Genomic DNA, 18,008 nt, shown 5'->3' with positions numbered 1-18,008 from the left:
ACGTCCTTTCCTGCATGTGTCGAATAATATGTCTATTTTAACAGAAATGCAAAAGAATAAAAGGGCTATTAAGAGGAGACTGAAATGTTTTTCTCCTTTTTCTCCTGCTTGATCTTATCAATGATTCGTTTGGATTCAAATACGACCACGCCTGATAAACCGATGAGGCCAATCAAGTTTGGAATAGCCATCAGCCCATTGAGCATATCTGCCAAGCCCCAGACAAAGTCATTTTTAAACACAGCGCCAAAAAAGACGGCGATGACAAATAGAATCCGGTAATACATCACGTGCGAGTCTTTGACTAAGTATGTAAAGCATTTCTCCCCATAATACGACCAGCCGATGATGGTGGAGTATGCAAACAACAATAAGCCGATGGCGACAATAATTGAACCAATTGGACCGAGGAAATAAGAAAAGGAAACGGAAGTGAGTGCATCACTGCTCCCTGATTGATACATGTTTGCCATCACAATCGTAATCCCGGTAATAGAACAAACAATCATTGTGTCAATGAAGACCTGTGTCATCGACACAAGGGCTTGGCGAGCAGGCATATCGGTTTTGGCAGCAGCTGCAGCAATAGGAGACGATCCAAGACCTGCTTCATTGGAAAATACGCCTCGTGCCACACCCCAGCGGATCACCGTTCCGATGGCACCGCCAGCAACGGCTTGACCTGTAAAGGCATCAGAGAAAATGAGCCCGACGGCGCTTGGGACTAGATCTGCATTCATAACAAGAATGATCAGCCCGCAAATGACGTAGAATAAAGCCATGACGGGTACAAAAATAGCCGTCACACGGCCGATACTTTTAATCCCGCCTAAAATCACGAGTGCCGTAAAGGCGGTAATGATGATCCCTGTCACCCATGTCGAGATGTGAAACGTTGAATACATGACCCCTGAGATGGAGTTAGACTGCACGAGGTTTCCAATCCCAAAGGCAGCACTAGCGCCAAACACAGCAAACAGCACCCCAAGCCATTTTTGCTTTAAACCATGCTCCAAATAGTACATAGGTCCGCCAGACATTTCACCTTTTTCATTTTTTACGCGGTATCTGACTGCAAGAACAGCTTCAGCATATTTTGTCGCCATTCCAAAGAACGCTGCAAACCACATCCAAAAGACGGCGCCTGGTCCGCCGGCAATGACAGCAGAGGCGACCCCCACAATATTTCCCGTTCCAACCGTAGCAGCAAGAGCTGTCATTAATGCTTGGAAGTGAGAAATATCACCTTCTGAAGTCTTATCCTGCTTTGAAAATGCAAGCTTAAGCGAATAGGGGAGCAGCCTAATTTGAATAAAAAGCACGCGAAAGGTAAGGTAAATCCCTGTTCCCACAATGAAAAGCAAAAGCGGCGGTCCCCATAATACATCATTAATCCTGCTGACAAACTGTTCAACCCATCCCATAAGTATCCCCCTTTTTTTGTGCAATTCTCCTAAAGTGTCACCTTTTTTTGTATAATGTGTCAATGCCGATGGGAGTTTTTCTTGCAAAGTTTCCAAAAGAAAAAGAGCTTGATATGATAGAGAAAAGGTTTTCGAAAGGGACTCTTAGGGAAAAGATAGGAGGAGAATGAAGGATGATTCATGTATTATTCGTATGCCTCGGCAATATATGCAGGTCACCGATGGCAGAAGCGATGTTTAGAAAACGAGTAGAAGACGAAGGACTGAGTGAGCACTTTGTCATTGATTCAGCAGGCATTGGCGGCTGGCATCAAGGCAGTCCTCCGCATGAAGGAACACGAAAGCTGCTGGATGAAAAAGGCATCAGCTATGAAGGAATGACCGCAAGACAAATCAGGGATGAGGACATCACCACATATGACTATATCATTGCGATGGATGCTGAAAATGTAGGGGCTCTCCGCAGTATAGCCGGCTATGGAAAACATCACTTTATTGGCCGTCTTCTTGATTTTGTAGAAGACGACGATCGAGATGATGTACCAGATCCTTATTACACTGGGAACTTTGAGGAAGTACATGATTTAATTGAGACAGGAATTGATCGATTTTTGACGTATGTAAAAAAAGAGAAACACCTTTAACTGAAAGGAGATCAGATGAGATGGAAGAGAATAATCAACTCATGCTTCGAGGAGCCGTCATAGGCGCAGCCTGTGGCATATTGCTGACATTGTTTCATCGGCCAACAAGGGTTGCACTGAAAGAGAAATGGAATGACTGCCAGCAAAAGCTGGATGAATACCGCCAGGAGCCAGGCAAAATGTCTGCTTGCGTGAAAGAAAAAATGGAAGAAACGAAGCAGCTGATGAGAACGGTCTCAGATGATTTATCATTTTTAAATGAACAGGTCAATCAGTTAAAGGAAACAACCCCAAAAGTATTAGAGATTATTGAAGAAACAAAGGATCACTTTCGAACGAAACAGAAAGACTGATCATTGGAGATGAGACGTATGGGTTTTGTTAAAGCGTTAATTGAACGCTTTTTGCTGCATGAAGGACCGGCAAAATCAGCTGAGCTTGCGTACTTCTTTTTGCTTTCATTATTTCCGTTTCTCATCTTCGTGCTGACGCTTGTTGGCTATTTGCCGCTAACGTCAAAGGATGTCTTAAGCGTGATTTCTGGTTATGCGCCAGAGGGAGCGCTTTCGATGATTGAGTCCATTGCCGAACAGACGCTGAACAACCGTAACGGGGGATTATTATCTTTCGGGATTATTGCCGCCTTATGGTCTGCATCCAACGGCATTAATGCCGTTGTTAGAGCATTTAACCACGCATACGAAGTTGAGGAAAATCGTTCCTTCATTCTCGTACGTTTAACATCAATCATCTTAACCATTGCGATGGTTCTTACGATTATTTTCGCCTTAATGCTGCCTGTCTTTGGAAAAGAGCTTGGCTTATTTCTCGCCAAATTAGTCGGACAGTCCGATGCGTTTCTGACCATTTGGACAGCGATGAGGTGGATTATTAGTCCACTGATTTTACTGATTGTTTTTACATCCCTATATTATTTTGCCCCTAACATCAGGCTGAAATTGAAATTTGTGCTGCCGGGCGCCATATTCGCATCTGTTGGCTGGATTCTCGTCAGCATGCTGTTCTCATTTTATGTAGGCGAATTTGCCAACTATAGTGCGATGTACGGAAGCATTGGGGGAATCATTATCTTAATGATCTGGTTTTATTTAACCGGCATCATGATTATCCTCGGAGGCGAGCTCAATGCGCTTTTACATAAGCGTAAAATCATGCCAGGCAAGCTGTAAAGAAAACAGGGCATCCTAAAGAAGAACGAACGTGTTCAATCTTGACGGATGGGGGAATCACATATGTCCAAACAATCGAAAAAAGGCGGAAGCAACACAAAACAAAACAAAGGCCATCAGCCAAAGCACAAAACAAGCGGAAGTGCGAATGGGCAAAATGGGTATCATTAGGTGAAAAACTCCTCTGCATAGGTGCAGGGGAGTTTTTAATGATTCAATATCCGTATATAACGTTTCAGGAGAAAAGTTGCATCAGGCTTTGGCTGATAGTTTGGATCGAGCTGAAAGCCTGCTTTCATCGCAACACGTTCACTTCTGACATGCCCAACAGGACAAAAGATTTCAAATCCATCGACTTCAGGAGCAAAGGCATCTGTCATAAATTTCACTGTTTTGGTCACAATACCTTGCCCTTGCGCATCTTCACCAATCCAATACCCAATATTGCCTATCGGATGCTGAAACGTCATGCGGAATACACCGATTAATCGATCGTTTAATACGATACCCGCTTCTATATCTTTTTTTTCAGCATAGGCAGTGCGGGCAGATTGAATAAATGATTGAACATCTTCTATGCGATGACAGTGATTCACCCATGGTAGCCACTCTCCCAAGTGATCTTTATTCTGCTGGATAAGTGCAAATAATGCCTCTGCATCCGCTACTTGTAAACACGCCAATTTTAAGTCATCTGAAATGTTAAATGTAAACAAAATAGATCCTCCATTTAGTTACTTTCAACCACTGCCAGCATCTTCCCAAATCGAACACAACAAAACACAAATAAAATAACGAGGCTGACAAGATAAAGTAAATTTATCCCCTCAAACGTTTGCACAAAAAATCCACCAAGAACCGGGCCAAGAATACTCCCTGCACTAAACGCCATCCCGCACATCAAATTTCCTGCAGGAAGCAGATGCTTTGGCAATAGGTCGGTCATATAACTGATGCCGAGTGAGAAAGTAGAGCCTACAGCCATACCGGCGATAAAGAAACAGATCGCAACAGCCAAAACGGACTGAATGAAAATCCCTGCCAAAAGGAAAAAGAATGAGCCAGCGAGTGTGACGACTAAAATCATGCGGCGTCTGCCGAACCGGTCGCTCAGCATACCGAGAGGAAGCTGAAAAACAATACTCCCAATCGCAAACGCAGGTAAAATAAATGCAACAGCATCTATCGTCACCCCGCTTCTTAGCGCATACACAGGGAAATTACTATTGAGCGTCGTTTCTAAAAAGCCGTAGCAAAACGGCATCATAAACGCTACCCAGCCAAATTGAAAGGCCTTTTTAAAGCGCTTTAGGCTATTTGTCTGCTCTGACGTCTGCATGTCGCCTGTATCTGGATACGTATTTTTTAAAACAAATACAAGCAGCCAAATACATAAACTAACGGCTCCTGTCACAATAAAAGGCAGGGAGGGATTGATCTCAATGAGCGGCGTTAAAAAAGGACCAGCGGCAAAACCGAGTCCAAAGGATAACCCGTACAATGAAATATTCCGTCCGCGATTACTAGAAGACGATGCATAGGTGACCCACGTTTGTGTGGAGAAATGAAGCATATGATCACCGATGCCAATCATGAGCCGCAAGAAGAACCAGACGACATAGGATTCAAAAAAGACAAAGCTAAACAAGCTTAAAAAGACAGCAGCGCCTCCAATGACGATCAATGGCTTAAACCCGAACCGGCGAAGTGGCGCTTCCATAAAAGGAGACGCAAGCAGCACGCCAAGATATAAGCCTGTGGCATGCAGTCCGTTTAACGTAGGGGAAGTGCCGGCATGTTCGAAAATAATCGAAATAACAGGCAATAACGCCCCCTGCGAAAAACCAGAAACGGATACAAGTAAAATTAAAATCATAAAATGAATTCTCGACATCAGAAGCTCCTTACAAGTTCATGCTTTCATCGTACAATGTAACCATAGGGGTTTCAATAGAAAGGTGGAAAAGGAATGAAGCTGACATATGAAAATGATCGCTGGATCGCAAATGCTGATTATGGACTGCTGCATATTTCAGGAAATAAAGAAGCGGGATACCGGCCGCATCAATTGTTTACCTCAGCCATTGCTGGATGCTTTGGAGAAATGTTCATTCATGTATGCCGGAAAAAACGAATATCTTATCAAAGGCTGACTATCGTACCTGAAACGACAAGAGAAGGGACTGTCAACAACATCACCCGCATTCACTTACATATGATTTTAGAAAGCATCAATACATCTGATGAACAGCTGGAAAAAGGAATGAAGCTTGCGTTGAAGCATTGTTCCATGGTGCAATCCGTCAAAGGAAGTATCGACATCACCCTTTCACACGAGCGAATCTAAATGTATATGATGCCGGCACTCACGAAAGAATAACAGTCAGATATGATGTAAAGGAGATTGGCTGTATGAATCGTTTGTTTCTTGTGATTGTCGCAATCGGTGTTCCGTTATCTGTCATTGGCAGTTTTCTTCATTTCCCGCAGGCAGCCATGTTTGCCGTCTATTGTATCGCCATCATCGGTCTTGCTAGTTTTATGGGAAGAGCCACAGAAAGTCTTGCCATTATAGCGGGACCAAGAATTGGCGGGCTGTTAAACGCTACTTTTGGGAATGCAGTGGAGTTAATCATTTCATTTTTTGCATTAAAACAAGGGCTCACTGCCATTGTTCTTGCTTCACTTACTGGCTCGGTGATCGGGAATTTACTGCTCGTGGCAGGGCTGTCTTTTTTCGTTGGCGGGTTAAAATTTAAACGGCAAGAGTTCAACGTCCATGATGCAAGGCATAACGCCGGATTGCTCATGTTTGCCATTATTGTGGCGTTTGTCATTCCAGAAGTGTTTTCAATGGAGATGGCAGAGGATAGACAATTTGTTTTAAGTATTGGCATTAGCATTGTCATGATTTTGCTTTATGTCGCAGCACTTTATTTCAAACTGGTCAGCCACAGGGGTGTTTATGTTGCCAAGCAGGAAATTGCGGAAGGGGAAGCAGCGACGGAAGAAGAAACACCAGAATGGTCTGGGAAGTTTGCCACGGCGATTTTACTCCTTGCGACAATTGCTGTGGCGTATATTTCAGAGCGGCTCGTCCATACATTTGACACAGTCGGAGAACAGTTTGGCTGGAGTGAACTATTTATCGGGGTCATCATTGTTGCGATTGTCGGTAATGCAGCAGAACACGCTTCTGCCATCATCATGGCGTATAAAAACAAAATGGATGTCGCGGTCGAAATTGCTTTCGGTTCCACGCTTCAAGTTGCCATGATGGTCGCACCGATCCTTGTGATCAGCTCTCTTTTTTTTGAAAAGCAAATGCCGCTGATCTTCTCATTACCAGAGCTTATTGCGATGGCATCCTCTGTTTTACTGACGGTCATCCTATCGAATGATGGGGATACGAACTGGTTTGAAGGCGCCACATTACTTGCTGCCTATTTCATTATGGCGATTGGATTTTTCCTTTTATAATCTTTTGTGGATAAGGGACGTCTTTCGGGAAAATACTATGGAAAAATGAATGAGAAAGAGTGATGATATGAAAAAGATGCCCCGCATCATGTTTGTTGTTCTCTTATCCTTAAGTTTTCTATACAGCTTTCCAGCCGAGGCAGCAAAGCCGTTTAAGGTGCCATCGTCTGTCGCCAGTATCTCAAAGGAAAATACGTATCCAAATGCGTCACAGGATCAACCGCTGCTACAGCCGAGCGAGCTGACGGCCGAATTATTTAAAACAACAAGTGTACCAATTGAAAATACACATTTAATTAAAATGCTGAATGAATCCAGTATCTCAGGTACACCGCTAGCAGTTGGCTACAGGGCAACGATTTTTCTTGGAAGATGGGCACTCAGCTATGATTCAAACGAAACCGTCGCCAATTGGGAATACAAAAAAGTGAACACGAATCACATTGATAATAGAGGCGGAAACAAAACAGCCATCGGCAAATATGTGCAAAAACAACAAATAAAAGTAAGTGGAGGGCTCACAGCAAAAGTACCAAACCCAGAAGATGTGAAAACATTGATGATGCAAAAAGCCATCCAAAAAACAAAACTTCCGCTCGCCTTCGACACAGTGATTGGTGCAGGAACAAAGCGAGATCAGTCCTACCACGTATCTCCGAAAAAAGCAGCATCCCTGCATGCATACGCTCCAGCCATTAACGAAAAAGGAAAGGTTACTTACGGAGAAGTGTATCTTGTGCTCAAGGGAAATAAACGCAAACTTGTCGTGAAAAATGTGACATCACAAGGAATCGGCGCTTGGATTCCTGTTCAGGATCACCTGACGTTTGGGTTTCAAGGGATGAATTAAAAACAGTCATCTCCTCTTACCAAGGGGAGATGACTGTTTTTTGATTAAGATGTCCTATCTTTTTTCTTTTTCATTTCATGAATGTAAAAATCAAAGGCGTTATATAAAAACCATACAAAGAAAAGAAAGAGAAAGACTTTAGTGAATATCGTCAAATTGTTGAAAATTAAGCATAGGCCAATAAGAGGGAGGATCATAAAGCCATAATACGAAAACCACCATGTTTTAAAAATGAAACTCAGCTCCTTGGTTATTTGTGGAAACGACTCTTTCTTCATATTACATGGTCTTGAGTAGAACGTAAACCTTACCTAGACAATAAAAAAGCCAACGCAGAAGTTGAATGAATCCAACAACCACGATGGCTTAGCTGATTATTCCCCTAAATCCACATTATGATAAACCTGCTGCACGTCTTCAAGCTCTTCTAATACATCGATGAGTTTTTCAAATTGTGCTTTCGATTCATCATCTAATGTCACTTCGTTCTGAGGCAGCATTGTGATTTCAGCGACAGTAAATTCTTCTACGCCTGCCTGTTTGAACGCTTCTTGAACTTGATGGAATTGATCTGGTTCAGCGTAGACGATCACCGTATCATCTTCTTCCATAATGTCACGTACATCAATATCTGCTTCCATTAAAAGTTCAAGCGTTTCTTCTTCACTTTTCCCCTCGACACCGATCACCGCTGTTTGGTCAAACATGTAAGCAACAGATCCACTGACGCCCATATTTCCGCCGTTTTTCCCAAATGCTGCACGAACATCAGACGCTGTGCGGTTGACGTTATTGGTCAGGGCATCAACGATCACCATAGATCCGTTTGGACCAAATCCTTCGTAACGCAGCTCATCGAAGTTCTCTTCTGCGCCGCCTTTTGCTTTTTCAATCGCACGGTCCACAATGTGTTTTGGGACACTATATGTTTTTGCACGTTCTAGGACAAAACGAAGTGCTTGGTTTGATTCTGGATTTGGCTCACCTTGCTTGGCAGCCACATAGATTTCACGCCCGAATTTTGCGTAAATACGACTTGTATTGGCATCCTTTGATGCTTTCTTTTCTTTAATGTTGTTCCATTTACGACCCATCTTATTCACTCTCTTTCAATTAGTAAATACACAGTATGAGGGTCCCCATGCTGCATGAAATCAATCTGCCTTCTATTATACATGAATCAGTCAAGAGGGTAGAAGTAAGAGGGCTGAAAAACAGAGAATCATCACCTAATGTGCCCAAGCTGTTTTGTCATGACTTTTAATGTAGATAGACGCTTTTTAAATTTATCAAGGAAAGAGATCTTCCCATCAGTTACTTGCTGATAGTCTGGAGAATATCTAATTCGATTAACACCTCTTGATACATTTGCTTGATGAAAGAAATCAATAAAAACATCCTTCCTATTGATAAACTAAATAATATTATAATTAACCGGTTAACAAAAAGTAACCAAAAACATAACCCCATCACAAATGAGGTTATGTTGCAGGCTGTGGATAGACGAGATCCTCAAGCAATTTCACATCATGCTGATGAAGTTGTTTGATCATTTCTTTTCTCACAGCAAGGGCGGCTTCGAAGTATTTTTCATCCTCGACCATTCCTTTTACTGTGATCTCAATCCCGCGATTCAACTTATTGAGTCCCATAATGCCATGAACCTGGAAGGGTTCAATGGCGTTTTGGAATTCATCTTTTTTCAATAAATCATGATGCGTTTGATTTAACTGATCACATGCTGTTTCTAGCGCCTTGAAAGCAATGTCAGGATTTTGGTTTGCACTGATTAAGACAGACTCGGTGATTCGCATGTAGTGCATATTGTAGTTTTGAATTTGCCGGATGTCTCCGTTAGAGATGGTTAACAGCTTGCCGCTCCATTCTCTAATTTGCAAAGAGCGAAGGCCAATCTCTTCAATGGTTCCGTTAAAAAGATTATTGACCGTTACATAGTCCCCCTTATGAATCTGGCGTTCATAGATCAGGAAGATGCCGGCTAAAATATCACGAATCAAGGTCTGAGCGCCAAAACCAATGACAATCCCAGCAACACCAGCACCCGCAAGAATTTTCCCAAAGTCATGAAAGAATAGAGAAATCACATATAAGACAAAACAAATGGAAGCTGTATACTTTGAAACGGATTTGATCAAGCTCTCAATCGTTTTTTTCTTCTTGTCTTCAATGAATTCAGTGCGTTTAAAGAAAATCTGAAGCGCTTTGTTGATCATAAAGACGGCAAGCCAAAGAATGAGGCCAACAAGGAGAATTTCAATGTATTTGTTCTTGACCACTGTCAGAAATGTTTCGTCCATCTATCGGTTACCCCCTGGCTGTACGAGAAGTAAAATCAACATCTTGATAATAACTGTTTTTCACAAGAACATTTGGACCAAGGCATTGCACACTTGGGCAATGACAATTGAGTTCTTTCGCCAATTTTGTGTTCATCCAGCGTGTATAGGCTGATTGCAATGTATCAGTTTCAATATTTCCAAGCGGCGGTGTATCGCCAAAGTCTGTTACAATAATATTCCCATCAAAAATATTCACATTCAACCGAGAGCGGCCATCAGGGTCATTTCGTACAGTGACATTTTTCGCCTGACGCAATCGCTTTAGGAGACGCTGGTCTTCTTCATCTGGACTGCATGAATAAAATGGCAAGGTGCCAAACAGCATCCATGTGTTTTCATCACGAATATCAAGCAGCTGATGAATCGCATCACGCATTTGCGGAAGCGTCAATGATTCAAGGGCGCTCGCAAAATCACTTGGATACATCGGATGAACTTCATGACGCTGACATTTCATCTCCTCCACGATTTGACGATGGATGTGTTCAATATAAGGAAGCGTACGCTTATTCAGCATCGTTTCAGCAGATACGGTTACACCCGCTTTCACAAGTGCCTGACTATTCTCAATCATGCGGTTAAACAATTTCTCGCGCTGCTGAAAGGTTGGCTTTCGGTCCATCATTGCAAAACCAACCGTAGCAAACTCTTCGACAGTCCCCCAGTTATGTGAAATGTGAAGGACATCTAAGTATGGAATAATCTCATCGTATCGAGCCAAATCAAGTGTTAAATTTGAATTAATCTGGGTACGGACGCCGCGTTCATGGGCATACTTTAATAAAGGTACGACATATTCGCGTACAGATTTAAGAGAAAGCATCGGCTCTCCGCCTGTGATGCTAAGGGAACGCAAGAGCGGTACTTCATCTAAACGGCGGAGCAGCAAATCAAGTGGCAGTGCATTTGGGTCTTTAGGCTGCAAAGTATAGCCAACCGCACAGTGCTCACATCTCATGTTACATAAAGTTGTTGTCGTCAATTCAATATTTGTCAGCTTCATTTCTCCGTAATCCTGCACATCGAGATAGGCTTCCCAAGGGTCGAATGCAGGTGTGATCGGACGAAGTGCTGTTTTTTGGTTCATGGTATCTATCTCCTTTTCATTCGGGCAAACAAACGTAGACCCGCCAACAGTTAATTTTAAGCCCCATGACCGTTATACGCAAGGGGGGGGGAGGGGCTCAATTGATTTACAAGGGAAAAAAAGATAAGCTATAGACAAATGCTAAAGGGAGTGTATCTATGGGCAAGGCAGCAGACAGCAAAGAACAACAGGTGGATTATTTAAAAAACCGATTAGATATGTTTATGAATGTGATTGATTCATTAGATCCCGAATCAACGGACGTTGAGGATATAGACAGACTGATCCAGATGATTGACGATCTGGAAGCGAAATATGAACGGTTTAAAACCGATTGGAAGGAAGAATAGCTCGCGCTGATGCGGGCTTTTTTCTTTAAATTGGCAGGTCAAAAAGCGTATGAGTACCCGGCATATTCTGCACAATAGAAGAAAAACCGGGAAGTGACGTAAATGAAAAAATACATGCTGATCTGTTTATGTGCGCTTTTTGTATTGATGCCTCTGTCAGAAGTATCAGCAGTGTCTAATAAGCCCATCCACTGGGGATTTGCTAAAAGCAAAGAGCATAAACCGGCAGATGCCGGTAAGGAACTGACGACACTCTTAAAGAAATATGATGCGTTCTATTTAGGAAACACGAAAAAGAAAGAGATTTATTTTACATTCGACAATGGCTATGAGAATGGGTACACACCCAAGATTTTAGATGTGCTAAAAAAGCATCAAGTACCCGGCACCTTTTTTGTGACCGGGCACTTCGTAAAGGATCAGCCGCAGCTGATCAAACGGATGGCAGAAGAAGGACATATCATCGGTAACCATTCCTATCACCATCCAGATTTAACAACAAAAAGTACGAAGGAAATCAAAGAAGAGCTGGATCGTGTCAATGAAGCAGTATACAAAATCACAGGAAAACAAGATAATCTCTACCTTCGTCCGCCGCGCGGGGTGTTCAGTGAAAGGGTGCTGAAGGAAACAAAAGAGCTCGGCTACCAAACCGTTTTCTGGTCAGTGGCGTTTGTGGATTGGCATATCCATCATCAAAAAGGAAAGCAGTATGCGTACAATCAAATGATGAAACAGGCGCATCCAGGTGCCATTTACTTACTTCATACTGTCTCAAGAGACAATGCAGAGGCACTGGATGATGCCATCACAGCACTGAAAAAACAAGGTTATTCCTTTAAAAGCCTAGACGATCTCATGCTTGAAAAAGTATGGCATCTGCCTCAGCTATAGAAAAAAGCTTGCAGACATCTGCAAGCTTTTTGACTTATCCTTCTCTTATTTTACGCTGGAACAAAAGGGGACGATGACGAGTAAAGGAGTCAATCAAGCCCTCACCGAAAATCGTTATGCTTTGCTCCCAAGGATGTCCTAGTAAACCCCAGGTCATCTCTTTTGATAAAAAGAAATAGTAATCTCCATTTGGGAGCACAGGAACTCTCCATTCTCCAAATTCATCTTTTTCAAATGAGCCGTATGGTGTGATCCAATAGCATTCGTGCTGCCAATCAAGTACCTGCATATATTCGTCGGTTCCGGTGATATTCTCCTGAAAAGACAGCAGTGCCTTCATTTCAAGGTCTTCATCCGCACTTAGGAGAGAAGGGTCCTCGAAATAAGCAGAGATATCATATGTGATGTAAGGAGATGGTGCTTGAAAACCGGGAAAGCGAGAGATGCTAGGGTTCAATTTAAACTTTTGATCAAATGTTTTCCATGCGTACTTTAGTTCTTTCTCTGTCAGTGGAATCCAGTTTTCCATAGTATCTCCCTTTCAAGCATTTCTCTCAAAAAACTATTTGAAAATCCTAAACCATCCTTTATGTTTAAACCACAACAGCATCCCTGAGACAAGCAAACCCATGAAAATCAGTACACCAAAATAGCCATATTTCCAGTGTAATTCAGGCATGTTATCAAAGTTCATCCCGTACACTCCAACAATAAAGGTCAATGGAATAAAAATAGTCGAGACAATGGTCAGTGTCATCATGATTGCATTCATTCGGTTGGAATTCAGCGTCTGATAGCTGTCTCTTAAATCTGCCGTCATATCACGATTCGACTCAACGATCTCCGTCAGTTTCAACAGATGATCATAAATATCATTAAAATATGCTTGCCGGTTTGCATCGCTTTTCATCATATTCGTGTTTACAATTCGATATAAAAGGTCCCTCATCGGGATAATGGTTCTGCGTAGTTTGAGCAAATCGGATCGTATCCCAAATACTTCGTTCATCAATGTGCCATACGTTTTATGACCTTCTTCATCCTCGATTTCATTGAGCCTGTCCTCAATTTGATAAATAATAGGGAAATAATCATCGACGAGCTGATCAATCAGCATATAAGCCATATGCTCAGGTCCGCTCTCTCGTGCTTTATCAGACCCTTTGAGCTTTCGAATGACTCGATCAATGTAGGGCGCTTCCTTCAAATGAAAAGTTACGATATAGTTTTCTCCAACAAACAGGTCGACTTCTTCAGATCGAAGTGTTTTTTGATTGAGGGCATGAAGGACGAAAAATAAATACCCATCATAAAAATCAAGCTTCGGCCGCTGTAAATAATGGAAGCAATCCTCAATCGCAAGCGGATGGAACTGAAAATATTCCTTTAACAGTGCTGCTTCCTTTTCCGTTGGCGCATAAAAATCAATCCAATACCAGGCGATATCGGGGCTTGAAAGTTGCTGCAATGTTGCATGTTCAATCAAGTCGCCGTTTTTTGTCACTGCAAGTTTCTTCAGCATGAGCACCCCTCCAGACTTGCATTATATCATGAAGCAGCACAGGTGAACTTATACGTTTTCATCACAAAAAAAAGCCGATCTCATCACTGAGATCGGTTCAATGTGCGTGTATGATTGATGGTTAAAATAATGATTAAGGACGACGGAATGTAACAAATTTATCTTGACGGTCAAACCAGCCTCTGAATGCCCAGTTATCCCAGCCGCCATCTCCATTGTTTTTAAATGTGCCGCTTTCAAAAACCCAAATACCGTAAACAACTTTTCCGTATTGAACAGTTGCGAAAGTTTTAACCCCATTAAAGCGGTCTTGATAGTTTTGGCTAAGGTTAAAAACCATGACATTGTATCTTGCACCAGCAGCGTAGAACGTGCTCTCCATTACGCCTTTAACGAATCCAGAACGGTTAGCATTTGCATTGACAGCGTTAACGATGGCATTCGCAATGCCAAGTGCATCGAAGTTTACATTGACATTCGGGCTAGCAGTTGTCCCAGCTTTCCCTTCAGCAGCTTTGTTTAAAACAGTTTGCTGAATAGTAGTTGAAACTGGAGCAGTTTTTTGCTCGGCAGCGTCAGCGAATACTGGTAGTGTCGAAGAAACAGCAGTGGCAAGGGCAACAGAAAGAATAGTTTTTTTCATTGGTAATCTCCTTTGTTTTTAAATTTTGGGTCTTCTTTTTGTAAAACGTGAAACTAGGTGAAGCCTGTGATCAATGAGGTAAATATGTTCCTGCAAGATGAAACAAATAATTGCCTAATCCGCTAATTTTTTTGTTCACCTCCTTGATATGTAATAATTATACAAATATTTCTGGAATGGAAGATATCACCCAGAGGTTCTATTTCTAATTTAAGGAAGATGATCCTGAAATGTTGAAGGGTGCTGTCGAATTTTAGCTGAATTAGACTAAAAATTTTCATCTATCCAAAAGGAGAATGACCACAAATCAGGAAGATATAACTGATAAATTCTTGTACTCTTTATGTTTAAAAGTATTCAATAGAGAGAATCATTCATGCAAAGTGAAACAATCGCATCAGCGTGTGTTTGCAGAAAGGAAGAGGAAAAACATGTGGGAAAAACAGCTGGTGGTTGAGCCGCCTTATGACTTCGATCAAGTGATGAGACGCTTATCGAGTGATCCATTAAAGGCAGTCGATTTGAACAAAAGAGAAATGAAAGTACCGATGAGGCTGGATCAAAAACCATACGTGGTGGAAGTTCAAGCGACAGGAACAAAAGAAGCGCCTGCATTCCGGGTGCAAGCAAACGGCCCGGAGGAACCTATCATTTCTGAAGTGAAGCGGATATTTGGAATGGAGCATCAACTACACGTTGTGCAAGACCATTTTTCTCAAACAAATCTTGCATCCATTTTTGAACGTCATATCGGAATGCCGCTTATGCTGGATTTCCATCTATATCATTGCTTGATGAAATGCATCATTCATCAGCAGCTCAATCTTGCATTTGCTTATGAGCTGACAAAACGGTTTGTCCATACGTACGGTGAACAAATAGAAGGCGTGTGGTTCGATCCTTTACCTGAAACCATCGCATCACTTGAAACAGACGATTTGAGAAAGCTTCAATTCAGTCAGCGGAAAGCAGAATATGTCATTGATGTATCGAAAAGAATTGTGAGCGGCTCTCTTTGTTTAGAGGAATTACACCATTTACCTGATGCGGAAGTGGAGGAACGTCTGCTTCCAATTAGAGGGATTGGACCTTGGACGGTTCAAAATGTCCTCATGAATGGACTCGGAAGACCGAATCTTTTCCCAATGGCAGATATCGGGATTCAAAATGCGATTAAACGTCACTTTGACTTGCCTGAAAAGCCAACAAAAGAAGAGATGGCAGTTTTAAGCAAGGAGTGGGCTCCGTATTTAAGCTACGCATCTCTTTATTTATGGAGAAGCATTGAGACAGAATAAATGAAAGGCATTTTCTCTCTTTGTCCAAGTCGTGATATACTAATCAGATGGAATAAAATGAGGACAACCTATGAAGGTTTAAATAGAACGGAGAGAATGTACGTGAAAGAAAAACAGCAAGGTGCCCTTCTACAAAAGGGGCAGCAGTTCCCGCTTACCATTAAACGCCTTGGAATTAATGGAGAAGGGGTCGGTTATTTTAAAAAGCAAGTGGTCTTTGTCCCAGGTGCGCTTCCAGGTGAAGAAGTGGTCGTTGAAGCCGTAAATGTTCAAGCAAAATATGCAGAAGGTACGGTTAGGAAAGTACGCAAGCGCTCAGAGCATCGAGTGAAACCGCCGTGCCCAGTATACGAAGAGTGCGGAGGCTGTCAGCTTCAGCATTTGGCATACGAGCAGCAGCTAAAGGAAAAACGCGATATAGTCATTCAATCAATGGAGCGGCATACAAAGCTGTCGGTTGAAAAGATAGACATTAGACCAACGATTGGCATGGAAGACCCGTGGCACTACCGGAATAAGAGTCAGTTCCAAGTAGGAAGATCACATAGCGGCGACATCATCGCAGGTCTTTACGGACTGAATTCACATAAGCTTGTACCGATCAAGGAATGTATCGTCCAGCATCCAAAAACGAACAAAACAACAGGCGTTGTCCGCAAAATTTTAGAGAAATTCGGCGTATCGGTTTACAACGAACGAACAAGAAAAGGTGATGTTCGGTCGATTGTCGTACGGGTTGGCTTTGAAACAGGTGAAGTTCAAGTTGTTCTTGTCACGTCGAAGCCGGAATTTCTAAAGAAAAAAGAAATCGCCGAAGCCATTCAAAAACGTCTGCCAGAAGTGACGTCTATTATGCACAATATCAATGGCGAAAAAACGTCCGTCATCTTTGGGCATAAAACATCGCACTTAGCGGGCAACATGGTCATCCAAGAATTTTTAGGAGACGTCTCATTTGAACTAAGTGCACGTGCCTTCTTCCAATTGAATCCGAAACAGACATTAAAGCTTTACGATGAAACGAAAAAAGCGGCCAAATTGACAGGAAAAGAAAAGCTCGTCGATGCGTATTGCGGCGTCGGTACAATCGGCATGTGGCTCTCAGATGGCGCAAAAGAAGTACGAGGAATGGATGTCATCAAAGAATCCATTGATGATGCCAAGAAAAATGCCAAAAAACACGGCATGAAAAACGCAACCTATGTGACAGGCACAGCGGAACACTGGCTCCCAAAATGGGTCAAAGAAGGCTTCCGCCCTGACGTCATCGTCGTCGATCCGCCAAGAACAGGCTGCGAACGCACCTTCTTAGACACCGTCAAACAAGTCAAACCAAAACGCTTTGTCTACGTCTCTTGCAACCCATCCACACTAGCAAAAGACCTCGAATACATGTCAAAAGACTACAAAATCGAATACATGCAGCCAGTGGATATGTTCCCGCATACGGCGCATGTGGAGACAGTTGTATCAATGTCAAGGATAGGGAAATAAAGGCTTTTTATGATTTAAAATAGGTTCAAACAGCCCATGACTCTCCTGTAGAGTCATGGGTTTTCTATAGAATGAAAATAGATAAAAAGGCTTCAATGGTTATTTGATCTTGATGAAAATGGAGGAGGAGGAGGATAAGGATGAACAAATTCGAGATTCTGACAAAATACATACCGATGCTTCAGGAGAATCGTATTGGAGTTTGGGTAATCGATCGAGAAAATGATGGAACAGCTGAACATCCGATTCAAATGCCCTTTGTGAATTATTCCGAAATGGTGCGTCAATTTATCAATGATGTGTATACCTTTGAAGAACAAAATAAGGATATGGAGCTTACCCGTTACGCAGATATTCTTAAAGAAAATGGTCTTGAATGGGAAATGGACGATTTGGAGAATGTGGACGTTTCAGATTTAAATGCGCAGTGTGTACTTGCTCTCGTGACGGGGGTTGTGAGAGCTGAACGATTTTGCGATGGTGTCATATTCAATTTCTTTAAAAGCGGAGCCATGTTAAAGTGGCTTGAAAGATTGGATTGTTTGGAGTAAGAGAGGTTTATTACTGTTATTGGAGGTTCGAATGAAAAGTAAAACAGAGGCAGCCGACGCTTTTCCTCCTATGAAAATAGAAGAAATTAATAAAATATGATTATATGAGATGCAATAAAAATTGAAAAAGAAGATGAACGTGTAGAATGTATTTTATGTGATCCATATGGTCCTAATTAAAGGAGTGTATGTCATTTATAAGAAGTCTATACTCAATTTAC

Annotated in this window: 20 protein-coding genes; 11 read left to right on the top strand and 9 right to left on the bottom strand. The window is 42.1% G+C overall.

Annotation, left to right across the window (positions count from 1 at the left end; all coding sequences use genetic code 11):
- Positions 1-68 precede the first annotated feature (68 nt).
- Complete coding sequence (locus GPA07_RS15920) at positions 69-1,424, bottom strand: alanine/glycine:cation symporter family protein (protein ID WP_157292953.1); 1,356 nt, start codon at positions 1,422-1,424, stop codon at positions 69-71.
- Between the two features lie 173 nt (positions 1,425-1,597).
- Between GPA07_RS15920 and GPA07_RS15915 the strand changes: the two genes are divergently transcribed.
- From GPA07_RS15915 to GPA07_RS15905, 3 genes are read left to right on the top strand one after another with little or no spacing between them, the layout of a single operon-like run.
- Complete coding sequence (locus tag GPA07_RS15915) at positions 1,598-2,068, top strand: low molecular weight protein-tyrosine-phosphatase (RefSeq protein ID WP_008357709.1); 471 nt, start codon at positions 1,598-1,600, stop codon at positions 2,066-2,068.
- 20 nt (positions 2,069-2,088) lie between these two features.
- On the top strand, positions 2,089-2,421 hold the full coding sequence (locus tag GPA07_RS15910) for a YtxH domain-containing protein (protein WP_008357711.1): 333 nt from the start codon (positions 2,089-2,091) through the stop codon (positions 2,419-2,421).
- Positions 2,422-2,439: 18 nt separating this feature from the next.
- Positions 2,440-3,258: a YihY/virulence factor BrkB family protein gene (locus GPA07_RS15905; protein ID WP_071167904.1), complete on the top strand. Its 819-nt coding sequence runs from the start codon at positions 2,440-2,442 to the stop codon at positions 3,256-3,258.
- 206 nt (positions 3,259-3,464) lie between these two features.
- Here GPA07_RS15905 and GPA07_RS15900 read toward each other — a convergent pair whose 3' ends face one another.
- Positions 3,465-3,974 (bottom strand): GNAT family N-acetyltransferase, encoded by a 510-nt coding sequence (locus GPA07_RS15900; protein ID WP_008357716.1) that lies wholly within the window; start codon positions 3,972-3,974, stop codon positions 3,465-3,467.
- 14 nt (positions 3,975-3,988) lie between these two features.
- Positions 3,989-5,152, bottom strand: a complete 1,164-nt coding sequence (locus tag GPA07_RS15895) for an MFS transporter (protein ID WP_157292952.1) — start codon at positions 5,150-5,152, stop codon at positions 3,989-3,991.
- A gap of 75 nt (positions 5,153-5,227) precedes the next feature.
- On the opposite strand from GPA07_RS15895, the gene GPA07_RS15890 reads away from it, so the two are divergent.
- The 3 genes from GPA07_RS15890 to GPA07_RS15880 all read left to right on the top strand — a co-directional run bounded on the left by GPA07_RS15890 (position 5,228) and on the right by GPA07_RS15880 (position 7,588).
- The gene (locus GPA07_RS15890; RefSeq protein WP_008357720.1) at positions 5,228-5,605 is read left to right on the top strand and encodes an OsmC family protein; all 378 of its coding nucleotides are present in this window, start codon (positions 5,228-5,230) and stop codon (positions 5,603-5,605) included.
- A 65-nt stretch (positions 5,606-5,670) separates the two neighbouring features.
- A complete protein-coding gene (cax, locus tag GPA07_RS15885) occupies positions 5,671-6,738 on the top strand; it encodes a calcium/proton exchanger (RefSeq protein ID WP_157292951.1) in 1,068 nt (355 codons plus the stop codon).
- A gap of 67 nt (positions 6,739-6,805) precedes the next feature.
- Positions 6,806-7,588 carry a YfkD famly protein gene (locus GPA07_RS15880; protein ID WP_071167902.1) on the top strand — a complete coding sequence of 261 codons (783 nt, stop codon included), beginning with the start codon at positions 6,806-6,808 and terminating at the stop codon, positions 7,586-7,588.
- Positions 7,589-7,962: 374 nt separating this feature from the next.
- Here GPA07_RS15880 and GPA07_RS15875 read toward each other — a convergent pair whose 3' ends face one another.
- From GPA07_RS15875 to yfkAB, 3 genes are all read right to left on the bottom strand, one after another.
- On the bottom strand, positions 7,963-8,682 hold the full coding sequence (locus GPA07_RS15875; RefSeq protein WP_007496614.1) for a YebC/PmpR family DNA-binding transcriptional regulator: 720 nt from the start codon (positions 8,680-8,682) through the stop codon (positions 7,963-7,965).
- Positions 8,683-9,069: 387 nt separating this feature from the next.
- A complete protein-coding gene (locus GPA07_RS15870; RefSeq protein WP_157292950.1) occupies positions 9,070-9,906 on the bottom strand; it encodes a mechanosensitive ion channel family protein in 837 nt (278 codons plus the stop codon).
- Positions 9,907-9,913: 7 nt separating this feature from the next.
- A complete protein-coding gene (yfkAB, locus tag GPA07_RS15865; protein ID WP_157292949.1) occupies positions 9,914-11,035 on the bottom strand; it encodes a radical SAM/CxCxxxxC motif protein YfkAB in 1,122 nt (373 codons plus the stop codon).
- A gap of 158 nt (positions 11,036-11,193) precedes the next feature.
- On the opposite strand from yfkAB, the gene GPA07_RS15860 reads away from it, so the two are divergent.
- Entirely contained in the window at positions 11,194-11,385 is a 192-nt protein-coding gene (locus GPA07_RS15860) for an SE1561 family protein (protein ID WP_003218031.1), read from the top strand.
- A gap of 114 nt (positions 11,386-11,499) precedes the next feature.
- Complete coding sequence (pdaA, locus tag GPA07_RS15855) at positions 11,500-12,279, top strand: delta-lactam-biosynthetic de-N-acetylase (protein WP_442859336.1); 780 nt, start codon at positions 11,500-11,502, stop codon at positions 12,277-12,279.
- 34 nt (positions 12,280-12,313) lie between these two features.
- Here pdaA and GPA07_RS15850 read toward each other — a convergent pair whose 3' ends face one another.
- From GPA07_RS15850 to GPA07_RS15840, 3 genes are all read right to left on the bottom strand, one after another.
- Positions 12,314-12,808 (bottom strand): DUF2716 domain-containing protein, encoded by a 495-nt coding sequence (locus tag GPA07_RS15850; protein ID WP_157292947.1) that lies wholly within the window; start codon positions 12,806-12,808, stop codon positions 12,314-12,316.
- 33 nt (positions 12,809-12,841) lie between these two features.
- Entirely contained in the window at positions 12,842-13,801 is a 960-nt protein-coding gene (gene corA / locus GPA07_RS15845) for a magnesium/cobalt transporter CorA (RefSeq protein ID WP_157292946.1), read from the bottom strand.
- 133 nt (positions 13,802-13,934) lie between these two features.
- A complete protein-coding gene (locus GPA07_RS15840; RefSeq protein ID WP_157292945.1) occupies positions 13,935-14,444 on the bottom strand; it encodes a stress protein in 510 nt (169 codons plus the stop codon).
- A 431-nt stretch (positions 14,445-14,875) separates the two neighbouring features.
- Here GPA07_RS15840 and GPA07_RS15835 point away from each other — a divergent pair, with 431 nt between their 5' ends.
- The 3 genes from GPA07_RS15835 (at position 14,876) to GPA07_RS15825 (ending at position 17,787) form a co-directional block, all read left to right on the top strand.
- Positions 14,876-15,742, top strand: coding sequence for a DNA-3-methyladenine glycosylase family protein (locus GPA07_RS15835; protein WP_071167896.1), 867 nt, complete (start codon positions 14,876-14,878; stop codon positions 15,740-15,742).
- 96 nt (positions 15,743-15,838) lie between these two features.
- Positions 15,839-17,236, top strand: a complete 1,398-nt coding sequence (rlmD, locus tag GPA07_RS15830; RefSeq protein ID WP_157293165.1) for a 23S rRNA (uracil(1939)-C(5))-methyltransferase RlmD — start codon at positions 15,839-15,841, stop codon at positions 17,234-17,236.
- Positions 17,237-17,376: 140 nt separating this feature from the next.
- A complete protein-coding gene (locus tag GPA07_RS15825; protein ID WP_157292944.1) occupies positions 17,377-17,787 on the top strand; it encodes a DUF6508 domain-containing protein in 411 nt (136 codons plus the stop codon).
- Positions 17,788-18,008: the final 221 nt, after the last annotated feature.

The organism is Bacillus sp. ms-22 (assembly GCF_009759805.1).
Classification (GTDB): Bacteria; Bacillota; Bacilli; order Bacillales; family Bacillaceae; genus Bacillus; species Bacillus xiamenensis.
This window is presented reverse-complemented; position numbering and strand designations above follow the sequence as displayed.

Coding starts and splice junctions, on each gene's coding strand:
- yfkAB (WP_157292949.1), bottom strand. CDS start 11,035: ATGAACCAAAAAACAGCACTTCGTCCGATCACACCTGCATTCGACCCT.
- GPA07_RS15850 (WP_157292947.1), bottom strand. CDS start 12,808: ATGGAAAACTGGATTCCACTGACAGAGAAAGAACTAAAGTACGCATGG.
- corA (WP_157292946.1), bottom strand. CDS start 13,801: ATGCTGAAGAAACTTGCAGTGACAAAAAACGGCGACTTGATTGAACAT.
- GPA07_RS15895 (WP_157292952.1), bottom strand. CDS start 5,152: ATGTCGAGAATTCATTTTATGATTTTAATTTTACTTGTATCCGTTTCT.
- GPA07_RS15825 (WP_157292944.1), top strand. CDS start 17,377: ATGAACAAATTCGAGATTCTGACAAAATACATACCGATGCTTCAGGAG.
- pdaA (WP_442859336.1), top strand. CDS start 11,500: ATGCTGATCTGTTTATGTGCGCTTTTTGTATTGATGCCTCTGTCAGAA.
- GPA07_RS15860 (WP_003218031.1), top strand. CDS start 11,194: ATGGGCAAGGCAGCAGACAGCAAAGAACAACAGGTGGATTATTTAAAA.
- GPA07_RS15880 (WP_071167902.1), top strand. CDS start 6,806: ATGAAAAAGATGCCCCGCATCATGTTTGTTGTTCTCTTATCCTTAAGT.
- GPA07_RS15875 (WP_007496614.1), bottom strand. CDS start 8,682: ATGGGTCGTAAATGGAACAACATTAAAGAAAAGAAAGCATCAAAGGAT.
- GPA07_RS15835 (WP_071167896.1), top strand. CDS start 14,876: ATGTGGGAAAAACAGCTGGTGGTTGAGCCGCCTTATGACTTCGATCAA.
- GPA07_RS15890 (WP_008357720.1), top strand. CDS start 5,228: ATGAAGCTGACATATGAAAATGATCGCTGGATCGCAAATGCTGATTAT.
- GPA07_RS15910 (WP_008357711.1), top strand. CDS start 2,089: ATGGAAGAGAATAATCAACTCATGCTTCGAGGAGCCGTCATAGGCGCA.
- GPA07_RS15920 (WP_157292953.1), bottom strand. CDS start 1,424: ATGGGATGGGTTGAACAGTTTGTCAGCAGGATTAATGATGTATTATGG.
- GPA07_RS15840 (WP_157292945.1), bottom strand. CDS start 14,444: ATGAAAAAAACTATTCTTTCTGTTGCCCTTGCCACTGCTGTTTCTTCG.
- cax (WP_157292951.1), top strand. CDS start 5,671: ATGAATCGTTTGTTTCTTGTGATTGTCGCAATCGGTGTTCCGTTATCT.
- GPA07_RS15915 (WP_008357709.1), top strand. CDS start 1,598: ATGATTCATGTATTATTCGTATGCCTCGGCAATATATGCAGGTCACCG.
- GPA07_RS15870 (WP_157292950.1), bottom strand. CDS start 9,906: ATGGACGAAACATTTCTGACAGTGGTCAAGAACAAATACATTGAAATT.
- GPA07_RS15905 (WP_071167904.1), top strand. CDS start 2,440: ATGGGTTTTGTTAAAGCGTTAATTGAACGCTTTTTGCTGCATGAAGGA.
- rlmD (WP_157293165.1), top strand. CDS start 15,839: ATGTACGTGAAAGAAAAACAGCAAGGTGCCCTTCTACAAAAGGGGCAG.